Genomic DNA, 19,759 nt, shown 5'->3' with positions numbered 1-19,759 from the left:
TCGGTGCCCACCGGCAGAATCGCGAGAGGGAGGTTTCATGAAGGCGTTCACCGGGTTTCTTGCCGTCCTGGCGCTGAGCTGCGCCGCCGCCACCACCGTTTCGGCCCAGACGAAGGAGTGGAAGGAGATCAGGATCGGCACCGAAGGCGCCTATCCGCCCTACAACAACCTCAACGCCAAGAAGGAGCTCGAGGGCTTCGAGATTGACTACGGCAAGGTGCTCTGCGAGCGGATGAAGGTGACCTGTACCTGGGTGGTGCAGGACTGGGACGGCATCATTCCCGCGCTGCAGGCCAACAAATACGACGTGATCATCGCCGGCATGAACGCCACCGAGGAACGCCGGAAGCAGGTCGCCTTCAGCGCGGTGTACAGCAAGACGCCGATCTGGGTGATCGGCCCGAAGAGCACCAAGTCGAACGACGTGTCGCCAGCTGCCCTCAAGGGCAAGGCGATCGGCGCGCAGGGCTCGACCATCCACGCCAACTATGTCGAGAAGGTCTATCCCGACGCGACGGCGCGGCTCTACCCGACGCAGGAGGAGGTCAATCTCGACCTGCTGAACGGCCGGCTCGACTATGCCGTGGCCGACGCGCTGGCGCTGGCCGACTTCCTCAAGGGCCAGGGCAAGGACTGCTGCAAGCTGATCGCCGAGGTGACGCGCGACGAGGCCATCCACGGGCCGGGCGTCGCGGCCGCCGTGCGCAAGTCGGACACCGCGCTGAAGGCGATGCTCGACAAGGCCATCGCCGAGACGATCGCCGACGGCACGCAGAAGAAGATCGAGGACAAGTGGTTCCAGTTCACCGTGAACTGAAGCCGCGCCCCCTCTCCCGCCGGGCCTGACGGCCCGGCCTTCCCCTTCGGATCCCGACGATACCGGTCATGCTCGACAAGCTCGCACTGCTCGGCTTCGGCCCGGGAGGCTGGGGCCTCGCTCTCCTGCAGGGCGCACTCGTTACCATTTCGATCGCGCTCGCCACCCTGCCCTTCGGCCTGGCGCTGGGCCTGCTGGTGGCGCTCGGCAAGCGCTCGCGCAACGCGCTGGTGCGCGGCGCCGCGACCCTGTTCACCACCGTGTTCCGCGGCGTGCCGGAGCTCCTGACGCTCTACATCATCTATTTCGGCATCCAGGTGCTGATGCAGAAGCTGTGGAGCGGCTTCTCGATGCCACCCTTCGTCGCCGGCATGGTGGCGCTGGGCCTCGTGCTCGGCGCCTTCTCCAGCGAGGTCTGGGTGGCGGCGCTCGATTCGGTGCAGCGCGGCCAGCGCGAGGCCGCGGCGGCGCTCGGCCTCAGCCGCCGGCAGGCCTTCCGCCTCGTCGTCTTCCCGCAGCTGATGCGCGTCGCCCTGCCCGGCCTCGGCAACAACTGGATGGTGCTGCTCAAGGAGACCTCGCTGGTCTCGGTGATCACGCTGCCCGACATCATGTTCATCACCACGCGGGCCAACGTCACCACCAAGGAGCCCTTCCTGTTCTTCGGCGCGGCGATCCTGCTCTATCTGTTCTTCTCGCTGGTCTCGGCCTGGGGGCTGGCGCGGATGGAGGCCAGGGCCAATCGCGGCTACAGCGCTTTCGGCGGGAGCACGCGATGAGGTGGTGCGAGTATCCCGGCCTCATCACCGGCAACGAAGCTCTGCAGAACTATGGCTGCCGGATGGCGACCGGACTCGGCATCACGCTGCAGCTGGTGGCGATCTCGGTGGCGCTCGGCTTCGTCATGGCGGTGCCGCTAGCGGTCGGGCGGCTCTACGGGCCGCGCTGGCTCGCCGCGACTATCACCGGCTACACCACCTTCTTCCGCGGCACACCGCTGCTCTGCCAGCTCTTCCTGGTCTATTACGGCCTCGGGCAGTTCCGGCCGTTCTGGCAGGAGGTCGGGCTGTGGTGGCTGTTCCGCGAGCCGTTCTACTGCGCGCTCCTGACCTTCACGGTGAACACGGCCGCCTATCAGGCCGAAATCCTGCGCGGCGCCATCCAGTCGATCCCGCGCGGGCAGTTCGAGGGCGCGCTGTCGCTCGGCCTGCCGCGCTGGAAGACGCTGCTGCTGGTCATCATGCCCCAGGCGATGATCCTGGCGCTGCGGCCGCTCGGCAACGAGCTGATCGTGATGATCAAGTCGAGCGCCATCGCCTCGCTGGTGACGCTGTTCGACCTGATGGGCGCGACGCGTCTCGCCTTCGCGCGATCCTTCGACCTGTCGATCTATCTCTATGCGGCGCTGGTGTATCTGGCACTGGTCGAGATCGTCCGGCGCGTCTGGGACTTGTTCGAGCGGCGCCTGACCCGGCACATGGCGCTGCGCTAGCCGCCGCCCATCAGGCCGCCAGCGTCAGCACCGTGGCGCCCGAGGCGGTCACCACCAGCGTGTGCTCGTACTGCACGGTCGGCGCGCTCGGCGTGCCGTAGAGCGTCCAGCGATCGTCATCGGTCGTCTCGGCCCATTCGGCCCCGAGCGAGAGGAAGGGCTCGATGGTGAAGACCTGGCCCTTGCGCATGATCCGGCGCTCGGCCTTCTCAGGCCAGGTCGCGAGTTCCTTCGGCTCCTCGTGCAGCGAGCGGCCGATGCCGTGGCTGGCGAGGTTGCGCACCAGCGTGTAGCCGTTCTTGCCGGCGAAGCGGCCGACCGCGCTGCCGATGCCGGCCAGCGGCTTGCCGGCGCCGACCTGGCCGATGCCGGCCCAGAGCGCGCGCTTGCCGTCGCGGCAGAGTTTCTCGATGCGCCGGTCGCCCGGCGGCACGATGAAGGAGGCACCCGTGTCCGAGTAGAAGCCGCCCTTCTCCGCCGAGACGTCTATGTTGACGAGATCGCCGGCCGCGATGCGCCGCGCCCCAGGGATGCCGTGCGCGACCTCTTCGTTGACGCTGATGCAGGTGGCACCCGGGAAGGCGTAGTCGACCTCGGGGGCCGAGCGGGCGCCGTGCAGGGTGAGGTGGCGACGGCCGATCGCGTCGAGCTCGGCGGTGGTGATGCCCGGCTCGAGCGCCTTGCCCATCACGGCCAGCGTCTCCGCCACGATGCGCCCGATCTCGCGCAGCGCCTGCAGTTCGTCGTCATTGCTCACGGTCATGGGCCGCTCCTACGCCCGTGCCGCAGCTCAGGCAACCGGGGCGTGCGCGCCTCCGGCATGCGCCGATCCCGCGCGAACGGCTTTGCAGCCCAGGGATGAGGCGGTACACGCAATCCGGACTTCCAGAGAAGAAGGGTGGAGCTGGACATGGCAAAGGTCGCATTCCTCGGGCTCGGCGTGATGGGGTACCCCATGGCCGGACACCTCAAGGCCAAGGGCCACGAGGTCACGGTCTACAACCGCTCTCCGGCGAAGGCGCAGGCCTGGGTGGCCCAGCATGGCGGCGTCTCGGCCCCGACGCCGGCCGACGCCGCGCGCGGCCAGGAGATCGTCTTCGCCTGCGTCGGCAACGATGACGACCTGCGCTCGGTCACCACCGGCGAGGGCGGCGCGTTCGCCGCCATGGAAAAGGGCGCGGTCTTCGTCGACCACACCACCGCCTCCGCCAATGTGGCGCGCGAGCTCTATGCCGCAGCGGCGGAAGCCGGCTTCGGCTTCGTCGACGCACCGGTCTCCGGCGGCCAGGCCGGCGCCGAGAACGGCGTGCTGACCGTGATGTGCGGCGGCGACGAGGCGGTCTTCACCCGCGTCGAGCCGGTGATCGCGAGCTTCGCCCGCATGTGCCGCCTGATGGGCCCGGCCGGTGCCGGCCAGCTCACCAAGATGGTCAACCAGATCTGCATCGCCGGGCTGGTGCAGGCGCTGGCCGAGGGTGTGCACTTCGCCAAGCGCGCCGGCATCGACGTCGATGCGATGATCGAGGTGATCTCCAAGGGCGCCGCCGGCTCCTGGCAGATGGAGAACCGCGGCAAGACCATGAACATCGGCAAGTTCGACTACGGCTTCGCCGTCGACTGGATGCGCAAGGACCTCGGCATCGTGCTCGACGAGGCGCGCAGCAACGGCGCCCGCCTGCCGGTCACCGCGCTGGTCGACCAGTTCTATGCCGACGTGCAGACGCTGGGCGGCGGCCGCTGGGATACGTCGAGCCTGCTGAAGCGCCTGGAATCGTAAGGCGCAGCGCTACGCTCGCCGCCGGGCGCACCATGACACCATCCGGGGCCGCGTCCAGCGCAGGCCCCGGCTTGCCTTCCCGCCCGCCCCGTGAGAGCGGGGCCGCTACCCGACCAGCCGGGCGACCTCGGCCCGCAGCACCGGCACCAGCTCGGCCTCGAACCACGGGTTCCGCCGCAGCCAGGCATTGTTGCGCCAGGAGGGATGCGGCAGCGGCAGCACGCGCGGCCGGCGCGGCAGCGCGAAGACGCTGCGCCAGTCGGCGACGGTGGCGGTCAGGTTCTTCGCCGCCTCGCGGCCGAGATGCCAGGCCTGGGCATAGCGCCCGATCGGCAGCACCAGCTCGAGCGCCGGCAGTTCCGCCAGCACGCGCTCCCGCCATTCCGGCGCGCATTCGCGCCGCGGTGGCAGGTCGCCGCCCTTGGCGTCGAGCCCCGGAAAGCAATGCCCCATCGGCACGACGGCGACGCGCGCGGCGTCGTAGAAGCGCTCGGCATCGAGCCCGAGCCAGTCGCGCAGCCGGTCGCCCGAACGGTCGGTGAACGGCCGGCCGCTGGCGTGGACGCGGGTGCCGGGCGCCTGGCCGGCAATCAGCAGGCGGGCGCTCGCCGCCGCCTGGATGACCGGGCGCGGCTGGTGCGGCAGGCCGGGCAGATAGCGCGGTGCGTCGCGGCAGATGCGGCAGGCGCGCAGCTCCGCCAGCACCGCGTCCAGGCCGTCCTGCGGATCGCGCTCGCGGTCCGTCATCGTGCGGCCAGGCGCGCGCCCCCGGGCCGCTGCGAGATCAGCCCGTCGCAATGCCAGGGCGGCGTCTTCTCGGTGTGCTTCTCGCCGTCGCCGGGCTCGATCCGCGCCAGCGCGTTGATGCGGCCGCTGCGCTGGGTGCGCAGCACGTAGAGCGTGCCGCTGCGCTCGACCGTGAAGCAATAGGTCCGGCGCGTCTCGAACGGGCCGTAGTAGTAGCAGACGGCGTCCGCCGTAGTGGTCCAGCAGGCGTCGGTGTTGGGCACGTTGCGGTTATGGCCCGGCGCGCGGCCGTCGGGATGATGATACTCGCTGAAGGGCAGCCCGTTCGCATAGCGGCCGAGCACGGTGTTGCCCTCGAACAGCGTGCGGATCTGCTCGCCGCTCAGCTTGTCGACCGCGGCCGCCGGACCCGGCCGGACCAGCAGCGCCAGCGCAGCGAGCAGGAAAAGCCGCCTCATCGCGCCGCCACCTTGCGCGACATCGCCTTGCCCGGCGCGCGCGAGATCAGCCCGTCGCAATACCAGGGCTTGCCCTGGTCGGTATGGTTGCGCGGATTGGCCAGTTCGACCGAGGCCACCGCATTGATGCGGCCGTCCCCGGCATTGCGCAGGATGTAGAGCTTGTCCTTCCGCTCCACGGTGAAGCAATGCGTGGTGCGCTTCTCCGGCGGGCCGTAATAGTAGCAGACGGAATTGGCCCGGGTGATCCAGCAGGCGTCGGTGTTGGCGAACCAGCCATTATGGCCGAGCGCCCGCCCGTCCGGATCGTGATATTCGGTGAAGAAGCCGCCGCCGGTATAGCGGCCGCTGACCGTGTTGCCGCCGAAGGCCTCGCCGATCTGCTCGCCGGTCAGCATCTGGGCGCCGGCGGGCCAGACGGGCAGCAGCACGAGGAACGGCAGCAGCAGCAGATGCCGCACCGCTCAGGCCCTCCAGCTCGGCCGCGACGAGAGCTCTGCATGCCAGCGGCGGATATTGGCGAACTCCTCCGGCAGCGCGATGCGGGCCGGCTTCATGAAGTCTATGGCGATGCCGGCGCTGATGTCGGCGACGCTGAGTTCCTCGCCGCAGAGGAAGCGGCTGCCGGCCAGCTGCAGGTCGAGCAGCGTCAGCTGGTCGTCGACCATGTCGCGGTTGGCCTGCGCCCATTCGGGCACCTGGCGCTCCAGATCGGCCATGGAGGGATGGCTGTGGCGGAAGACGGCGGTGACCGAGGCGAACAGGCCGAGCTCGATGCGCCGGTTCCACATCTCGATCAGCGCCGCCTGCTTCGGCGTGGCGCCAAAGAGCGCCGGCTCAGGGTGCAGCCCTTCGAGATAGCGGCAGATCGCCATGGTCTCGGCCAGCGCAGTCCCGTCGTCGAGGACGAGGACCGGGACGCGCCTTGCCGGGTTGATGCGGGCGAACTCCGGCGTCAGGTGCTCGCGCGCGGCGATGTCGACCGGCACGATCTCGGGCAGCGGGATGCCCTTCTCGGCGTAGAAAATGCGGACCCGTCGGGGATTGGGCGCCCGACCGCCATCATAGAGCTTCATGCCGTCCCTCGTCAGGCGCCTGCCGCCAGGACCGGTTTCGCGGTCCGCACCGGCGCCTGTCAAGATTTCGCCGAGGATCGCGGCAGCAAGACGGCCGCCGCGACGGCGGCACGGAACCTCGCGGCCATCGGCCGGGTTTCCGTTGCGAAAGGACGACACACATGCAAGCGGAATGGGGCTTCCTGGCCTGGACGATCCTGCTGGCGATCCCCGTCGGGCTGATGCTCGCGGTAGTCTGGTCGCGCTCGCGGCCGCCCGGCGCGGCGCGGCTCTCCGACGAGATGCAGCGCGACCAGATCGAGCGCTGAGACGCGGTTCTCGCGCAGATCAGTGCGTAGCGGCCGCGTCCTTGCCGGAGACGCCGGCCTGCGCGAACGTCGCCATGCCGGAATGCACACCGGCCGCCGCCTTGACGAGCCCGGCTGCCAGCGCGGCGCCCGTCGCCTCGCCGAGGCGCATGTCGAGCGCCAGCAGCGGCTGCTTGCCGAGGCGCACCAGCACCTCCGCATGCGCGCCCTCGGCCGAGAGATGGCCGGCGATGCAATGGTCGAGCGCCGCCGGATCGAGCGCATGCAGGATGGCTGCGGCGGCGGTGACGACATAGCCGTCGAGAATCACCGGGATGCGCTGCAGGCGCGCGGCCAGGATCGCGCCGCAGATCGCCGCGATCTCACGCCCGCCGAAGCGACGCAGCACTTCGAGCGGATCGGCGAGATGCGCCGCGTGCCGCTTCAGCCCGGCCTCCACCGCCGCGACCTTGCGCGCCAGCCCGGCATCGTCGAGCCCGGTGCCACGGCCGCACCAGCGGGCGACGTCACCGCCATAGAGCGCCGCGAAGATCGCCGCCGCCGAGGTGGTGTTGCCGATACCCATTTCGCCCAGCGCCAGCAGGTCGGCCCCGCCGGCGAGCGCCTCCATGCCGAAGGCCATGGTGGCGACGCAGGCGCGCTCGTCGAGCGCATCCTCGCGGGTGAAGTCGCCGGTCGGCAGGTCGAGCGCCAGGTCGAAGACCTTGAAGCCGAGATCGTAGGCGGCGCAGATCTGGTTAATAGCGGCTCCGCCGGCGGCAAAGTTCTCCAGCATCTGCCGGGTCACCGACTGCGGATAGGCCGAGACGCCCTGCGCCACCACGCCGTGATTGCCGGCGAAGACGCAGACCAGCGGCCGGTCGACGCGCGGGGGCGCCTTGCCCTGCCAGGCGGCGAGCCATTCGGCGATCTCCTCGAGGCGGCCGAGGCTGCCCGCGGGCTTGGTCAGTTGCTTGTCGCGGGCGCGCACCGCATTGGCGGCGGCCATGTCGGGGCCTGGCATATTGGCGAGCAGGTTACGGATATCGTCGAAGGGCAGGCCGGAGGCGGTCATCGCAGCGTTCTCGTGGAAGCCTGGAATGTCGGACTCGCACGGGCATCGCCGCGCACTCGCCGCTGCTGCTATAGGCTGGAGTCGCCGAAGACAATCCGAGGGTGGCGTGACGCAGACCGACAGCGATGATGCGACGCAGGCGACGCCCCCCAACTGGCCGGGGTGGGCGATCGCGACAGCGACCTGCATCCGCTTCTATTCGCGCCTGCCCGTGCCGGCCCTGCCGGGCGAGACGCCCCATGGCCTGCCCGATTTCCGGCTGGTGCCGCGCGCCCTGCCTCTAGCGGCGCTGGCAATCGCCCTGCCCGCAACCGTGACCGCCCTGTTGGCCGGGCTGGCCGGGATCGCGCCGCTGCTGGCGGCTGCGCTCACCGTGACCGCGCTGGTCGTCACCACCGGCGCCTTCCACGAGGACGGGCTCGCCGACACCGCCGATGGGCTGTTCGGCGGGCACACGCCGGAGCGCCGGCTGGAGATCATGAAGGACAGCCGCGTCGGCACCTTCGGGGCGCTGGCGCTGGGGCTCTCGGTGCTGCTGCGGGTGACGGCGCTGGCCGCGATCCTCGAGGCTTCGGGCCCGCTCGCCATGGCGGCGGCCGTGCTCGCCGCAGCGCCTTGGTCGCGCGTCGAGGGCATCCGCATCCTCGCCACCACCCCGCCGACCCGGCGCGACGGTGCTTCCGCCGCCGTCGGCCAGCCGGCGCGTTCGGTGCTGCCTGTAGCCTATGGCTTGTCGGGAGCCGTCGCGCTGGCGCTGGGGGCTGCCGGCCTGCTGCCCCTGCCCGGCCTGCTGCTCGGGCTCGCTCTGTCGGTGCTGGCCGGCTCGCTGCTCGCCTCCATGGCGCGGCGCCTGATCGGCGGGCAGACCGGCGACATCCTCGGCGCGGCGCAGCAGCTCGGCGAGATCGCGATCTATCTCGGCCTCGCCGCCGCGCTCGGCTGGGCCGCCGCGTGACCGGCGTCTCCACCCCCTGCGTGCAGATCTGCGTGATCGATCAGGCGAGCGGGCTGTGCGAAGGCTGCGGCCGAACCTTGCAGGAAATCGCGCAATGGTCGCGGCTCTCGGAGGCGGAGCGGCGCGCGATCATGGCGACGCTGGGCGAGCGCCTCGGCGCGGCGCAGGCCGGGCGGCATCCACGCCAGCCGGGCTGAGGGAAGCTGCCCTTAGGGCAGCAGGCGCGCTCCTCAGGCGATCAGCGACCAGGCGAAACGGACGCAGACCACGAGCAGGAACAGGCCGAAGGCGACCTCGAGCCTTCGCTTCGACAGCCGGTGCGCCAGCCGCGCGCCGATCGGCGCCGTCCAGATCGAAGTCGGGATGAACAGCAGGAAGCCGATCAGCGAGACATAGCCGAGCGAGAAGGCCGGCAGCACGTCCATCTTCGGCCAGCCGGCATAGATGTAGCCGAGCGCGCCGGGGATCGAGATCAGCACGCCGAGGCCGGACGAGGTCGCGACCGCCTGGTGGATCGGCCGGCCGTAGAAGGTCATGAACAGGCTGGAAAGCTGGCCGCCGCCGATGCCCATCAGCGCCGAGAGCACGCCGATCACCAGCCCGTAGACACGCATCAGGAAGGGGCCCGGCATGTCGTCGCCGAGCTTCCAGCGGTCGGAGGCGAAGAGCAGCCGCAGCGCGCTGATGAAGGCGACGGCGACGAACACCGCCTTGAACAGGTCGGCCGGCGCGTAGCGGGCGATGACGCTGCCGCCGATGACGCCGAGCACGACCGGCACCGCCCAGACCTTGATGATCGAGGTGTCGACCATGCCCTTGGCGCGATGGGCGTTGAAGGAGCGGATAGAGGTCGGGATGATCACCGCCAGCGAGGTGCCGACCGCGAGCGGCATCCGCACCTCGTCCGGCACGCCGATCACGCGGAAGACCTCGTAGAGCACCGGCACGACCACCGCGCCGCCGCCGACGCCGAACACGCCGGCGAGCAGCCCGGTGACGGCCCCGGCTGCGACCAGCGAGACCGCGAGGAAGATCAGGTCGTTCAGGGGAATGCCGGCGATCATCGCATATCCGATCGGGAAGGACGTCGCGGCGGTCTTAAGCGTTTGTGACGAAAGGGCAAGCTTGCCCATGGCAGGCCGGGCATGCGTCGCCCGGCCGCGGGCCGCCCTCAGTCGGCGATGCCCTCGCGCCCGGCGATCGTCATGCAGGTCGCGGTCATCATGGCGCAGAGCTTCTCGGCCCCGCCCGAGACCGAGAACACCTCGGCCATGGCCAGCGTCAGCGTGCGGCCAGCCTTCACCACACGGCCACGCGCGATCAGCGCCTCGCCGGTCGCAGGCGCCAGCAGGTTGATCTTGAACTCGGCGGTCAGCACGCCGGTGCCGGGCGGCATCAGGGTCAAAGCCGCGAAGCCGCAGGCATTGTCGGCGATCGTGGCGACGGCGCCGGCATGCACGAAACCGTGCTGCTGGCCGAGATGGGCCGCCACCGGCAGATGCACCTCGACCTCGCCCGCGCCGACATGGGCGAGTCGCGCACCCAGCGTCGCCATGAAGGCCTGGCGTGCGAAGCTCGCCTCGACGCGCGCGACGACTGCGGGTTCGGCAGCGCTCATGGAAAAACCCTCGGGCGGCTCACGCGGCGGCGATGACGGGGCGCTCGCGCTCGACATGGGCGATCGCGGCGCGCAAATCGGCGAGGCCGGCGCCGGCCGCGACGCAATGCTCGGCGAGATGGCGGCGGAACAGGCGCGAACCGCGCCGGCCTGGGAAGAGCCCGACGAGGTGGCGGGTGAAGGCATGCAGCCGGCCGCCGCGCTCCAGATGCGCCGCGATGAAGGGCTCCAGCGCCTCCAGCATGGCGAAGGCGTCCGACACCGGCGGCGCCTCGCCATGGAGCAGCGGATCGACCGCCAGCAGGATTTCGGGATTCTGGTAGGCCTCGCGGCCGATCATCACGCCGTCGAGACGCTCCAGATGCGGCAGCCACTCGTCCGGCGCACGGATGCCGCCGTTGAGCGCGACGATCAGTCCGGGATTGGCCGCCTTGAGCCGATAGGCGCGCTCGTAATCGAGCGGCGGCACCTCGCGGTTCTCCTTGGGCGAGAGCCCCTGCAGCCAGGCCTTGCGGGCATGGACGATCAGCGCGTCGACGCCGGCGGCGCGGACGCTCGCGGTCAGCGCGTCGAGCGCGGCCTCGGGGTCCTGCTCGTCGACGCCGGTGCGGCACTTCACCGTGACGGGGATGGCCACGGCGGCCTTCATCGCGGCGACGCAGTCGCCCACCAGCGCCGGCTCCTTCATCAGACAGGCGCCGAAGGCTCCGCCCTGCACCCGGTCGGAGGGGCAGCCGCAGTTCAGGTTGATCTCGTCATAGCCGAAATCGGCGCCGATCCGGGCCGCCTGCGCCAGCAGGGCCGGGTCGTTGCCGCCGAGCTGGAGCGCGACGGGATGCTCGACCGCGTCGAAGCCGATCAGCCGCTCGCGGTCGCCGCGGATCACGGCCTGGGCGGTGACCATCTCGCTATAGAGCCGCGCGCGGCGCGACATCAGGCGATGGACGACACGGCAATGCCGATCGGTCCAGTCCATCATAGGCGCGACGGAAAAACGAAGATCCAAGCCTCGGGTCCTGCTGCTAAGGGCGGTCTGGCGGGCCGCCGGGGACGGTTCATCGCCCCACACCTAGCGGACCCGCGCGGTTTTTCAACCGATGGCGCGAATCAGGCGCAGCCCCTTCAGCCCGCGATGGCGCCGAGCGACCAGGGCAGTTCCTCGCCGCCGCGGAAGACCACCACGTCCTCCTCGCCGACCGCGACCGCCGGCGAGACGCGGCAGGGGCGCTTTTCCAGCGTGATCGTGCCCTGGTTCAGCGGCAGCCCGTAGAAGCGCGCGCCGTTCTCGGAGGCGAAGGCCTCGAACCGGTCGAGCGCGCCCTCCTCGTCGAAGACCTGGACATAGGTCTGCAGTGCGGTGGCGCCGCCGAAGACGCCGGCCGAGCAGCATTCGGCCTGCTTGGCGCTGCGCAGATGCGGGGCGGTGTCGGTGCCGATGAAGAAGTTGCCGTCGCCGGCGGTCGCGGCCTTGCGCAGCGCCAGCCGGTGCCGCTCGCGCTTGGCGACGGGCAAGCAGTAGAGATGCGGGCGCAGGCCGCCCTGGAAGATCGAGGTGCGGTTGATGATGAGGTGGTGCGGCGTGATCGTGCCGGCGGCGCGGCCGGCATGGGCGCGCACGATCTCGACCGTCTCGGCGGTGGTGACGTGCTCGACCACGACCTTGAGCCCGGGATGGCGCTTGAGCAGCGGCAGCATCTCGGTCTCCATGAAGACCGCCTCGCGGTCGAAGATGTCGACCTCGGGATCGGTCGATTCACCATGGACCAGCACCGGCATGCCGATCGCCTCCATCCGCTCCAGCACGGGGGCGAGCTTCGGGATGCTGGTAACGCCGTGATGCGAGTTGGTGGTGGCGCCGGAGGGATAAAGTTTGGCGGCGACCCAGACGCCCTCGCGGAAGCCGCGCTCGATCTCGGCCGGGTCGGTCGCGTCGGTGAGATAGCAGGTCATCAGCGGGGTGAAGTCGCTGCCCTCCGGCCGCGCCGCCAGGATACGCTCGCGATAGGCGCTGGCCGCGTCGACCGAGGTCACCGGCGGCACCAGGTTCGGCATGATGATGCCGCGGCGGAACTGCGTGGCGGTGAAGGGCAGAACGGCCTTCAGCATCGCGCCGTCGCGCAGATGGACGTGCCAGTCGTCCGGGCGGCGGATGGTCAGCGTCTCGAAGGTGCCGGCGGCCGCGTCCTGCCTGCTGCCGAAGAGATCCGTGACGCTCATGCCCTGCCCTCGCTCTGCCCTTAGCCGCGCGCATCCGCGCAAAAACCGCCCGCGGCCGTCGCCGCCGCTGCGGGCGCTTACCATGGACGGGCCGGGCCGTCGCCCCCGCAAGCCGCGCCCGTCACGCGATCGCGGTGGGAAATGCCGCGCGGCGGGATTGACCGGCGGCCGCAACCTGCGGAAAAGAGGCCGTTTGCCACATCGCAACCGCCCACGACGCCGCCGCCCGGCGCCGCAGTCGTGCGCGCGGGCCTGGGAGAGCGAGACCATGACCAACCTCTACATGCCGGTCGACCGGGCCACGATCGCGCTCGAAGCGGCGAAGATGCTGCTCGAGATCAAGGCGGTCCACTTCTACAGCGACAAGCCCTTCACCTTCACCTCGGGCTGGGCGAGCCCGGTCTATATCGACTGCCGCAAGATCATCTCCTTCCCGCGGCTGCGCTCCTCGCTGATCGACTTCGCCGCCACCACCATCGTGCGCGACATCGGCTACGAATCGATCGACATCGTCGCCGGCGGCGAGACGGCCGGCATCCCCTTCGCCGCCTGGATCTCGGACCGGCTGTCACTGCCGATGCAGTATGTCCGCAAGAAGCCCAAGGGCTTTGGCCGCAACGCGCAGATCGAGGGCGAGGTCGTCGAGGGCGCGCGCACCCTGCTCGTCGAGGACCTGGCGACCGACGGCGGCAGCAAGGTCAATTTCTGCAAGGCCCTGCGCGACGCCGGCGCCAAGGTCGATCACTGCTTCGTGCTGTTCTACTACGACATCTTCAAGGAAGGCCGGGAGATGATGGACGAGATCGGCGTGAAGCTGCACTACCTCACCACCTGGTGGGACGTGCTCGCCGCCGCCAAGGCCAGCGGCCATTTCGAGCCGAAGATCCTGGCCGAGGTCGAGAGCTTCCTGAACGAGCCGGCCAAATGGTCGGGCGCGCATGGCGGCATCTCGGAATTCGGCCAGCAGAAGAAGGGCTGAGACTGTATGGCGGCGGGCCTTGCGTCCGTCGCCACCGTGTTCTCGCCCTTATCGACCTCGGATCAGCGCCGTGCGCCGCCAGGCGCGAGGCGCCGATCGCGCGATAGAGCCCCTGCCCACTCGCCCGTCTAGCGCGACCGGCGCAGCAGATAGGTGTCCATGATCCAGCCATGGGCGGCGCGGGCCTCGGCGCGGCGGCGGCGGATTTCCTCGGAGACCTCTGCCAGCGGCCCGCTGGCGAGGATTTCCGTCTCGGCACCGAGATAGGCGCCCCACCAGATCTCCAGCCCGGCGGGATCGATCGCCGCGAAGGCCTGCTCGCCGTCCAGCATGGCGACGACGCTGCCGGCATTCTGCGGAAACCCCTCCTGCGCCAGCCGGCGGCCGGTGGTGACCAGCACCGATTCGCCGATGCCGTTCAGCACGAGGCGATGGGACGCGGCCAGCGCCTGCACACTGCTGATACCGGGGATGACGTCATAGTCGAGCGCCAGCCCGCGGGCGCAGACCGCCTCGACGATGCGCAGCGTGCTGTCGTAGAGGGCCGGGTCGCCCCAGACCAGCAGGCCGCCGGTCTCTCCCTCGGCCAGATGGTCGCGGAAGAGCCGCTCATAGGCCTCGGCCAGCGCGGCGTGCCAGTCGTCGACCGCGCCGCGATAGTCATTTCCTGCCTCGGCCCGCTTCGGCACGGCGAGCGGCACCATGCGGATGTCGGGGCGGGTGACGTGGCGGCGGCAGATCTCCTCGCGCAGCGCCCGCAGCGCGCCCTTCTCGCTGCCCTTGTCGGGCAGGAAGACCACGTCGAGCGTGTTCAGTGCCGCTACGGCCTGCAAGGTGAGGTGGTCGGGGTTGCCGGCGCCGATGCCGATGATCCTGAGCCTGCGCATGAAGTCCCTCGCCGCCGCATCCGCGGCAGCGCATAGCACGGGCGGGGGCGACGGCGCAGCCTCGCCTCAGCCGGCGAGCACGCCGAGCGCCCGCTCGATGCGCGAGCAGCCGCCCCGGCCGCGCGCCTTCCGATAGGCGCTCTGGAGCCGGCCGGAAGCGTAGGAATCGACCACGATCGCGTGGACATAGCTCTTGCGGACGACCGCCGGGGTGTTGACCAGTCGCTCGGCGATGGCGCGCATGATGTCGGCGAGCTGGCGGCGGCGGCCGCGCTCGCTGGCGGCGATGTCGGAGGCGAGCAGCAGCTCGGCAGCGGCGGCATTGGCCGCCAGCATGCGCAGATCCTTGCTGGAGACCGGCATCCCGGCCGCCTCGCGCAGATAGGCGTTGATCTCGGAGGCCGATACGATCGCGACCGAGCCGTCATCCTCGCGATACTGGAACAGGCGTCGCCCCGGCAGCGTCGCGAGCCGGGCGATGGCGCGCGCCAGCCGGGCATCCTCGCATTCGCAGGCGATGTCCTTTCCGGCCTTGCCGCGGAAGCTCAGGGCGACGCGGCTGCCGCTGACCGCGACATGGCGCTTCAGCAGGGTCGAGGCGCCGTAGCTGCCATGGGTGCGGGCGTAGACCTCGTTGCCGACGCGGATATGGCAGCGGTCGATCACCGCGGCGGCCGCCGCCAGTGCCTTGTTGCGCGAGAGCGTACGGTCCTTGAGGTCGTGCTCGATGCGCTGGCGCAGGCGCGGCAGCACGCCGATCAGGCTGGAGAGGCGCTTGAGCTTGCGGCGCTCGCGCACCCGCTCCCAGTCGGGATGATAGCGGTGCTGGATGCGGCCGGCTTCGTCGCGCCCCACCGCCTGGAGATGGGCGCGCGGATCGGCGGCGATGCGCACATCGTCATAGGCCGGCGGAATGGCGAGGGAGCGGATGCGGGCCAGCGTCTCCTTGTCGGCGACCTTGCCGCCCTGCGCGTCGCGATAGCCGAAATGCCGGCCGACCCTGACCCGCCTTATGGTGAGATCGTCGATGCTGGCGCGCCGCAGGCGGGTCCTGCGCGGCGCCTGTCCTGCCTCGGCCCTGATCTGCATCGATGATCCTCCACAGCGCAACCGGCTGCGGAGGAATGCGGCACGGGCCGCGAGGTTCCCTCGCCGCCGCGCGGGCGGCGGCGAGTCCTTGGTCGAGCCTTCCGTCAGCGCTTGGCGCGCGCCACGATCTGCGTCGGGTTGACGAAGCGCAGCGCGATGATCAGCCAGACCAGCGTCGTGACCATGTAGATCACCGCCATGGCATCGATCGACTGCACGGCGCGCACGCCGGCGGCGAAGACCGCGTAGTAGAGCGCGACCACCAGCGTCTGGCTGGTCGGGCCGGCCGTGAGGAAGGTCAGCTCGAACATGGCGAGCGTGCGCACCAGCACCAGCAGCAGTGCCGCGAGGATGCCCGGCAGCAGCAGCGGCAGCAGCACGTGCACGAACAGCTTGAAGGTGTTGGCGCCGAAGACGCGGGCCGCCGCCTCGATCTTGGTGTCGATCTGCTCGATGAACGGGATCATCACCAGGATGACGAAGGGCACGGTCGGCACGAGATTGGCCAGCACCACGCCGGACATTGAGCCGGCCAGCCCCGCCTGGTAGAGCACCGTCGCCAGCGGAATGCCGAAGGTGATCGGCGGCACCAGCAGCGGCAGCAGGAAGAGCAGCATCACCAGCTTCTTGCCGGGGAAATCGCGCCGCGCCAGCGCATAGGCGGCCGGCACGCCGATCAGCCCCGAGAGCAGCACCACCAGGAAGACGATCTGGAAGGTGACGCTCAGCACGTCGCCGAGCTGGAACTCGGCCCAGGCGGCCGAATACCATTTCGTGGTCCAGCCGTCGGGCAGCCAGGAGCGCAGCCAGCGGGTGGAGAAGGAGGAGGTCACCACCGTCGCGATCATCGCGAACAGGTTGACGATGAAGAAGGCGATCAGCGCCCAGTTCGCCGCGGCCCAGAGCCGGGTCTGGAGACGGGTGTCCTTGACCATGGCTCAGCCCTTTCCGCCGCCGGCGGGACCGCGATAGAGCAGGCCGCGCAGTCCCAGCACCGCGACCACGATGGCGAGCTGGACCATGCCCATCACCATCGCGACGGCGGACGCCATCGAGTAGTCGTACTCCTCGAACGCTGCCTGATAGGCCGCGATCGAGATCACCCGCGTCGGTCCCGCGGGCGCGCCGAGCAGCACCGCCGAGGGGAAGACCGAGAAGGCCTGCACGAAGCTCAGGCAGAAGGTGATCGCCAGCCCCGGCAGCAGCAGCGGGAACAGGATGTGCTTGAAGCGCTCCCACGGCCCGGCACCCAGCGTCGCCGCCGCCTGCTCCAGCGCCGGATCGACGCCGGTGATGTAGGAGAGCGTCAGCAGGAAGGTGAAGGGGAAGCCGGTGATGACCAGCGAGAGCATCACGCCCCAGTAATTGTGCAGCAGGCGCACCGGCGAATCGATGATGCCGAGCGTCATCAGGGTGCGGTTGAACCAGCCCTGCGGCCCGAGATAGTTGAGCAGCCCCTGCGCCACCAGCACGGTGCCGAGCGTGATCGGGATCACCAGGATGGTTGTCAGCAAGCGCTGGTTCTTCATCAGCCGGACGCGGAAGGCGATCGGGATCGCCAGCACCAGCGTCGCGATGGTGACCGGCAGCGCCAGCCAGAGCGTCGTCGCGATCGTGCCGTAGAGATAGGAATCGGAGAAGAAGCGCTGGTAATTGGCGAAGATGCTGCCGCCGGCCTTGGGCGTGAACGACAGGAACAGCCCGTACAGGAACGGGTAGATGAACAGGCCCAGCAGGAAGATCACCGCCGGCAGCACCAGCAGCGTCAGCCCGTCGAGCCCGCGCGCGGCGAGGCGCTGCGCCAGCGGGATATCGGTCGCGGCCGGCGCGCTCATCGCCCGCCCCCGAACACCAGCACGCGGTCCGGCTCGGCCGCGAGCGCGACCTTGGCGCCGGGCTCGATGCGGTCGGCCGCCATGAAGGAGAGGTCGGTGCCGTCCGCCATGCGGGCGAAGCCGACGAACTCGCGGCCGCGGAACTCGGTCGAGACCGCCTCGGCCTCGAGCCCGCCCTGCCCGGAGGCGGCCATGTGCAGGTCTTCGGGCCGGATCGCCACCCAGCAGGGGGCGCCGACAGAGACCGGCTCGCGCAGCCTGCCGCGCAGGCTGGCATCGCCGATCGTCACGGTGACCTCATCGCCGGAGACGGCCGCGACCGTCCCGGCGACCTTGTTGCGGAAGCCCATGAACTCGGCGACGTCGAGATGCTCCGGCCGCGCGAACAGGTCCTCCGGCGTGCCGACCTGGCGTACCGCGCCGTCGCGCATGACCACGATGCGGTCGGCCAGCGACAGCGCCTCCTCCTGGTCGTGGGTGACGTAGATCGTCGTGGCGCCGAGCGCATTGTGGATGCGGCGGATCTCGGCGCGCATTTCGAGCCGCAGCTTGGCGTCGAGATTGGAGAGCGGCTCGTCCATCAGGACCAGCGGCGGCTCGACCACGATGGCGCGGGCGATGGCGACGCGCTGCTGCTGGCCGCCGGAGAGCTGGCCCGGCAGCTTCTCGACCTGACTCTGCAGACGCACCAGCGCGGCCGCCTCGTCGACGCGACGGTCGATCTCGGCGCGTGCGACGCCGCGCATCTTCAGGCCGAAGCCGATATTCTTGCGCACGTTCATATGCGGGAACAGCGCGTAGTTCTGGAAGACCATGCCGAAGCCGCGCTCTTCCGGGCGCAGCGGATCGATGCGCCGGTCGTCGAGCCAGATGCCGCCGCCGGTCGCCGGCAGCAGGCCCGCGATCAGGTTCAGCGTGGTCGACTTGCCGCAGCCGGAGGGGCCGAGCAGCGCGATGAACTCGCCCTTGCCGATCGTCAGCGAGACGTCCTTGACCGCATTGTGGCTGCCGAAATCGCGACAGAGCCGGTCGAGCCTGAGTTCACGGAAGTTCGCGGCATGTATCGTCATGAAGGACCATCGGGTTTGGAACGGACGGCGCGTCCGGCAGGGGCAGGCGACGGCGGGAGTGCCGGGCCGCCCTGGGGCGGCCCGGCCATGGCGTTGACGGCGGGACGGCTTACTTGCGCTTGGCGCCGCCGACCTGCTCGTCCCACATGCGGAAGGCGACGACCATCTTGTCGGGGTCGAGCGGCGTCTCGATCGGGTTCTCGGCGATCAGCTTGTCGTATTCGGGCCGGCCGAACTCCTTGATCGCCTTCTGGCTCTCGGGCGGAGCCATGTCGAGCGTGACGCCCTTCACCGCCGGGCCGGGATAGAAATAGCCCTCGTCATAGGTGTAGGCCTGCTGCTCCTTGGTGAGCAGGAAGCTCATCAGGTCGAGCAGCACGGCGAGCTTGGCGTCGCCCACCCCCTTGGGGATGCACATGTAGTGGGCGTCGGTGACCCAGTGGAAGCCCTTGAGGGCAGCCACCTTGGCCTCCTTCGGCACCACGCCGAGCACGCGCGGGTTGATGTCCCAGCCCGTGGTGGTCACCGTCATGTCGCGCGAGCCCTCGCCGAGCTCCTTCATCAGCGCACCGGTGCCGGCCGGGTAGTAGTCGATGTTCTCGCCGAGCTCGCGCAGATAGGCCCAGGTCTTGCTCCAGCCCTTGACCGGGTCCTTCGGGTCGGAATCGCCGAGGATGTAGGGCAGGCCCATGATCAAGGTGCGGCCGGGGCCGGAATTGGCCGGGCGGGCGTAGATGAAGCGGCCCTTGTTCTGCCTGGTGTAGGCGAGCAGATCCTCCGCCGTGGTCGGCGGGGTCTTGACCTTGTCGGGCATATATTCGAGCAGCGGCCCGGACGGGTAGTAGGTCACCACCACGCCCTGCCCGCTCGCCAGCGCCTGCATCTTGGCGGCGCCTTCGAGATAGATCTCGTCGAGCTTGGGCAGCGCGCCGGCATGGTCCGGCAGCAGCGCCTGCCAGAGGCCCTGCTCGACGCCGGCGGCCAGCGCGTCGTTGCCGGTCAGCACCAGGTCGATGTCGACGCGGTTGGCGGCCTGCTGGGCCTTGATCTTGCCCGGCAGCTCGGGGGCCGGCGCCTTGGTGAAGGTGATGCGCGAGACCAGCTCGGGCTTGGCCTTGCGATAGTTTTCGATGGCCTTCTGCGTCAGCGCGAGATTGCCCGCGACGTCGACGACAGAGAGCGTGACCGGAGAGGTCGGCAGCTTGAGCTGCTGCGCGAAGACGCCCGGCGCGATAGCCACGCCGGCAACGCCCGCGACACCACCGATGAACCGGCGCCGATTGATGCTGTCCTGAACCATTTTCACTCCCCTGCTGGCGACTCTGCGCCTTTAGCGACCCACGGAACTGCCCCGGCGAGCCCTGCCGGGCACTCACCGGC

24 protein-coding genes are annotated in these 19,759 nt (G+C 69.9%); 8 read left to right on the top strand and 16 right to left on the bottom strand.

Annotated features, from left to right (window positions below):
• Nucleotides 1–37: 37 nt before the first annotated feature.
• The 3 genes from ABE438_RS07250 to ABE438_RS07240 all read left to right on the top strand — a co-directional run bounded on the left by ABE438_RS07250 (nucleotide 38) and on the right by ABE438_RS07240 (nucleotide 2,309).
• A complete protein-coding gene (locus tag ABE438_RS07250) occupies nucleotides 38–817 on the top strand; it encodes a transporter substrate-binding domain-containing protein (RefSeq protein WP_346501892.1) in 780 nt (259 codons plus the stop codon).
• A gap of 68 nt (nucleotides 818–885) precedes the next feature.
• Nucleotides 886–1,596, top strand: a complete 711-nt coding sequence (locus ABE438_RS07245) for an ABC transporter permease (protein WP_346501890.1) — start codon at nucleotides 886–888, stop codon at nucleotides 1,594–1,596.
• Entirely contained in the window at nucleotides 1,593–2,309 is a 717-nt protein-coding gene (locus ABE438_RS07240; RefSeq protein WP_346501889.1) for an ABC transporter permease, read from the top strand. The genes ABE438_RS07245 and ABE438_RS07240 overlap by 4 nt, the downstream gene beginning before the upstream one ends.
• A gap of 10 nt (nucleotides 2,310–2,319) precedes the next feature.
• Here ABE438_RS07240 and map read toward each other — a convergent pair whose 3' ends face one another.
• On the bottom strand, nucleotides 2,320–3,072 hold the full coding sequence (gene map / locus ABE438_RS07235) for a type I methionyl aminopeptidase (RefSeq protein WP_346501888.1): 753 nt from the start codon (nucleotides 3,070–3,072) through the stop codon (nucleotides 2,320–2,322).
• A 147-nt stretch (nucleotides 3,073–3,219) separates the two neighbouring features.
• On the opposite strand from map, the gene ABE438_RS07230 reads away from it, so the two are divergent.
• The gene (locus ABE438_RS07230; protein WP_346501887.1) at nucleotides 3,220–4,086 is read left to right on the top strand and encodes an NAD(P)-dependent oxidoreductase; all 867 of its coding nucleotides are present in this window, start codon (nucleotides 3,220–3,222) and stop codon (nucleotides 4,084–4,086) included.
• 105 nt (nucleotides 4,087–4,191) lie between these two features.
• Here ABE438_RS07230 and ABE438_RS07225 read toward each other — a convergent pair whose 3' ends face one another.
• From ABE438_RS07225 to ABE438_RS07210, 4 genes are read right to left on the bottom strand one after another with little or no spacing between them, the layout of a single operon-like run.
• On the bottom strand, nucleotides 4,192–4,833 hold the full coding sequence (locus ABE438_RS07225) for a uracil-DNA glycosylase family protein (RefSeq protein WP_346501886.1): 642 nt from the start codon (nucleotides 4,831–4,833) through the stop codon (nucleotides 4,192–4,194).
• Complete coding sequence (locus ABE438_RS07220; protein WP_346501885.1) at nucleotides 4,830–5,291, bottom strand: hypothetical protein; 462 nt, start codon at nucleotides 5,289–5,291, stop codon at nucleotides 4,830–4,832. Before ABE438_RS07220 ends, ABE438_RS07225 begins: the two co-directional genes overlap by 4 nt.
• Nucleotides 5,288–5,752, bottom strand: coding sequence for a hypothetical protein (locus tag ABE438_RS07215; protein WP_346501883.1), 465 nt, complete (start codon nucleotides 5,750–5,752; stop codon nucleotides 5,288–5,290). Before ABE438_RS07215 ends, ABE438_RS07220 begins: the two co-directional genes overlap by 4 nt.
• A 3-nt stretch (nucleotides 5,753–5,755) precedes the next feature.
• Nucleotides 5,756–6,367, bottom strand: a complete 612-nt coding sequence (locus ABE438_RS07210; RefSeq protein WP_346501882.1) for a glutathione S-transferase family protein — start codon at nucleotides 6,365–6,367, stop codon at nucleotides 5,756–5,758.
• A 161-nt stretch (nucleotides 6,368–6,528) separates the two neighbouring features.
• On the opposite strand from ABE438_RS07210, the gene ABE438_RS07205 reads away from it, so the two are divergent.
• Nucleotides 6,529–6,675 carry a hypothetical protein gene (locus ABE438_RS07205; protein WP_346501881.1) on the top strand — a complete coding sequence of 49 codons (147 nt, stop codon included), beginning with the start codon at nucleotides 6,529–6,531 and terminating at the stop codon, nucleotides 6,673–6,675.
• Between the two features lie 19 nt (nucleotides 6,676–6,694).
• Here ABE438_RS07205 and cobT read toward each other — a convergent pair whose 3' ends face one another.
• Nucleotides 6,695–7,729 (bottom strand): nicotinate-nucleotide--dimethylbenzimidazole phosphoribosyltransferase, encoded by a 1,035-nt coding sequence (cobT, locus tag ABE438_RS07200; protein WP_346501880.1) that lies wholly within the window; start codon nucleotides 7,727–7,729, stop codon nucleotides 6,695–6,697.
• 106 nt (nucleotides 7,730–7,835) lie between these two features.
• Between cobT and ABE438_RS07195 the strand changes: the two genes are divergently transcribed.
• Both ABE438_RS07195 and ABE438_RS07190 read left to right on the top strand, forming a co-directional pair.
• On the top strand, nucleotides 7,836–8,684 hold the full coding sequence (locus ABE438_RS07195; protein ID WP_346501879.1) for an adenosylcobinamide-GDP ribazoletransferase: 849 nt from the start codon (nucleotides 7,836–7,838) through the stop codon (nucleotides 8,682–8,684).
• Nucleotides 8,681–8,881: a DUF1289 domain-containing protein gene (locus tag ABE438_RS07190; protein ID WP_346501878.1), complete on the top strand. Its 201-nt coding sequence runs from the start codon at nucleotides 8,681–8,683 to the stop codon at nucleotides 8,879–8,881. Before ABE438_RS07195 ends, ABE438_RS07190 begins: the two co-directional genes overlap by 4 nt.
• A gap of 33 nt (nucleotides 8,882–8,914) precedes the next feature.
• On the opposite strand, the gene ABE438_RS07185 is transcribed toward ABE438_RS07190, so the two are convergent.
• The 4 genes from ABE438_RS07185 to pyrC all read right to left on the bottom strand — a co-directional run bounded on the left by ABE438_RS07185 (nucleotide 8,915) and on the right by pyrC (nucleotide 12,519).
• Nucleotides 8,915–9,748: a sulfite exporter TauE/SafE family protein gene (locus ABE438_RS07185; RefSeq protein WP_346501877.1), complete on the bottom strand. Its 834-nt coding sequence runs from the start codon at nucleotides 9,746–9,748 to the stop codon at nucleotides 8,915–8,917.
• A 107-nt stretch (nucleotides 9,749–9,855) separates the two neighbouring features.
• Nucleotides 9,856–10,302 carry a PaaI family thioesterase gene (locus tag ABE438_RS07180; protein WP_346501876.1) on the bottom strand — a complete coding sequence of 149 codons (447 nt, stop codon included), beginning with the start codon at nucleotides 10,300–10,302 and terminating at the stop codon, nucleotides 9,856–9,858.
• A 19-nt stretch (nucleotides 10,303–10,321) separates the two neighbouring features.
• Nucleotides 10,322–11,308, bottom strand: coding sequence for a tRNA dihydrouridine(20/20a) synthase DusA (dusA, locus tag ABE438_RS07175; RefSeq protein ID WP_346501875.1), 987 nt, complete (start codon nucleotides 11,306–11,308; stop codon nucleotides 10,322–10,324).
• A 116-nt stretch (nucleotides 11,309–11,424) separates the two neighbouring features.
• Complete coding sequence (gene pyrC, locus ABE438_RS07170) at nucleotides 11,425–12,519, bottom strand: dihydroorotase (protein WP_346501874.1); 1,095 nt, start codon at nucleotides 12,517–12,519, stop codon at nucleotides 11,425–11,427.
• A gap of 268 nt (nucleotides 12,520–12,787) precedes the next feature.
• Here pyrC and ABE438_RS07165 point away from each other — a divergent pair, with 268 nt between their 5' ends.
• The gene (locus ABE438_RS07165) at nucleotides 12,788–13,498 is read left to right on the top strand and encodes an orotate phosphoribosyltransferase (RefSeq protein WP_346501873.1); all 711 of its coding nucleotides are present in this window, start codon (nucleotides 12,788–12,790) and stop codon (nucleotides 13,496–13,498) included.
• A 128-nt stretch (nucleotides 13,499–13,626) separates the two neighbouring features.
• Here the strand turns inward: ABE438_RS07165 and cobF are convergent, their stop codons facing one another.
• The 6 genes from cobF to ABE438_RS07135 form a co-directional block, all read right to left on the bottom strand.
• Complete coding sequence (gene cobF / locus ABE438_RS07160; protein WP_346501872.1) at nucleotides 13,627–14,385, bottom strand: precorrin-6A synthase (deacetylating); 759 nt, start codon at nucleotides 14,383–14,385, stop codon at nucleotides 13,627–13,629.
• Nucleotides 14,386–14,451: 66 nt separating this feature from the next.
• Nucleotides 14,452–15,474 (bottom strand): DNA topoisomerase IB, encoded by a 1,023-nt coding sequence (locus tag ABE438_RS07155; protein ID WP_346501871.1) that lies wholly within the window; start codon nucleotides 15,472–15,474, stop codon nucleotides 14,452–14,454.
• 104 nt (nucleotides 15,475–15,578) lie between these two features.
• Nucleotides 15,579–16,409, bottom strand: coding sequence for an ABC transporter permease (locus ABE438_RS07150; protein ID WP_346501870.1), 831 nt, complete (start codon nucleotides 16,407–16,409; stop codon nucleotides 15,579–15,581).
• 3 nt (nucleotides 16,410–16,412) lie between these two features.
• A complete protein-coding gene (locus tag ABE438_RS07145; protein ID WP_346501869.1) occupies nucleotides 16,413–17,309 on the bottom strand; it encodes an ABC transporter permease in 897 nt (298 codons plus the stop codon).
• Complete coding sequence (locus tag ABE438_RS07140; protein ID WP_346501868.1) at nucleotides 17,306–18,379, bottom strand: ABC transporter ATP-binding protein; 1,074 nt, start codon at nucleotides 18,377–18,379, stop codon at nucleotides 17,306–17,308. The genes ABE438_RS07145 and ABE438_RS07140 overlap by 4 nt, the downstream gene beginning before the upstream one ends.
• 109 nt (nucleotides 18,380–18,488) lie before the next feature.
• On the bottom strand, nucleotides 18,489–19,679 hold the full coding sequence (locus ABE438_RS07135) for an ABC transporter substrate-binding protein (RefSeq protein ID WP_346501867.1): 1,191 nt from the start codon (nucleotides 19,677–19,679) through the stop codon (nucleotides 18,489–18,491).
• Nucleotides 19,680–19,759: the final 80 nt, after the last annotated feature.

The organism is Allobosea sp. TWI1241 (assembly GCF_039673065.1).
Lineage (GTDB): Bacteria > Pseudomonadota > Alphaproteobacteria > Rhizobiales > Beijerinckiaceae > Allobosea.
This window is presented reverse-complemented; position numbering and strand designations above follow the sequence as displayed.

Coding starts and splice junctions, on each gene's coding strand:
- ABE438_RS07250 (WP_346501892.1), top strand. CDS start 38: ATGAAGGCGTTCACCGGGTTTCTTGCCGTCCTGGCGCTGAGCTGCGCC.
- ABE438_RS07245 (WP_346501890.1), top strand. CDS start 886: ATGCTCGACAAGCTCGCACTGCTCGGCTTCGGCCCGGGAGGCTGGGGC.
- ABE438_RS07240 (WP_346501889.1), top strand. CDS start 1,593: ATGAGGTGGTGCGAGTATCCCGGCCTCATCACCGGCAACGAAGCTCTG.
- map (WP_346501888.1), bottom strand. CDS start 3,072: ATGACCGTGAGCAATGACGACGAACTGCAGGCGCTGCGCGAGATCGGG.
- ABE438_RS07230 (WP_346501887.1), top strand. CDS start 3,220: ATGGCAAAGGTCGCATTCCTCGGGCTCGGCGTGATGGGGTACCCCATG.
- ABE438_RS07225 (WP_346501886.1), bottom strand. CDS start 4,833: ATGACGGACCGCGAGCGCGATCCGCAGGACGGCCTGGACGCGGTGCTG.
- ABE438_RS07220 (WP_346501885.1), bottom strand. CDS start 5,291: ATGAGGCGGCTTTTCCTGCTCGCTGCGCTGGCGCTGCTGGTCCGGCCG.
- ABE438_RS07210 (WP_346501882.1), bottom strand. CDS start 6,367: ATGAAGCTCTATGATGGCGGTCGGGCGCCCAATCCCCGACGGGTCCGC.
- ABE438_RS07205 (WP_346501881.1), top strand. CDS start 6,529: ATGCAAGCGGAATGGGGCTTCCTGGCCTGGACGATCCTGCTGGCGATC.
- cobT (WP_346501880.1), bottom strand. CDS start 7,729: ATGACCGCCTCCGGCCTGCCCTTCGACGATATCCGTAACCTGCTCGCC.
- ABE438_RS07185 (WP_346501877.1), bottom strand. CDS start 9,748: ATGATCGCCGGCATTCCCCTGAACGACCTGATCTTCCTCGCGGTCTCG.
- ABE438_RS07180 (WP_346501876.1), bottom strand. CDS start 10,302: ATGAGCGCTGCCGAACCCGCAGTCGTCGCGCGCGTCGAGGCGAGCTTC.
- pyrC (WP_346501874.1), bottom strand. CDS start 12,519: ATGAGCGTCACGGATCTCTTCGGCAGCAGGCAGGACGCGGCCGCCGGC.
- ABE438_RS07165 (WP_346501873.1), top strand. CDS start 12,788: ATGACCAACCTCTACATGCCGGTCGACCGGGCCACGATCGCGCTCGAA.
- cobF (WP_346501872.1), bottom strand. CDS start 14,385: ATGCGCAGGCTCAGGATCATCGGCATCGGCGCCGGCAACCCCGACCAC.
- ABE438_RS07155 (WP_346501871.1), bottom strand. CDS start 15,474: ATGCAGATCAGGGCCGAGGCAGGACAGGCGCCGCGCAGGACCCGCCTG.
- ABE438_RS07150 (WP_346501870.1), bottom strand. CDS start 16,409: ATGGTCAAGGACACCCGTCTCCAGACCCGGCTCTGGGCCGCGGCGAAC.
- ABE438_RS07145 (WP_346501869.1), bottom strand. CDS start 17,309: ATGAGCGCGCCGGCCGCGACCGATATCCCGCTGGCGCAGCGCCTCGCC.
- ABE438_RS07140 (WP_346501868.1), bottom strand. CDS start 18,379: ATGACGATACATGCCGCGAACTTCCGTGAACTCAGGCTCGACCGGCTC.
- ABE438_RS07135 (WP_346501867.1), bottom strand. CDS start 19,679: ATGGTTCAGGACAGCATCAATCGGCGCCGGTTCATCGGTGGTGTCGCG.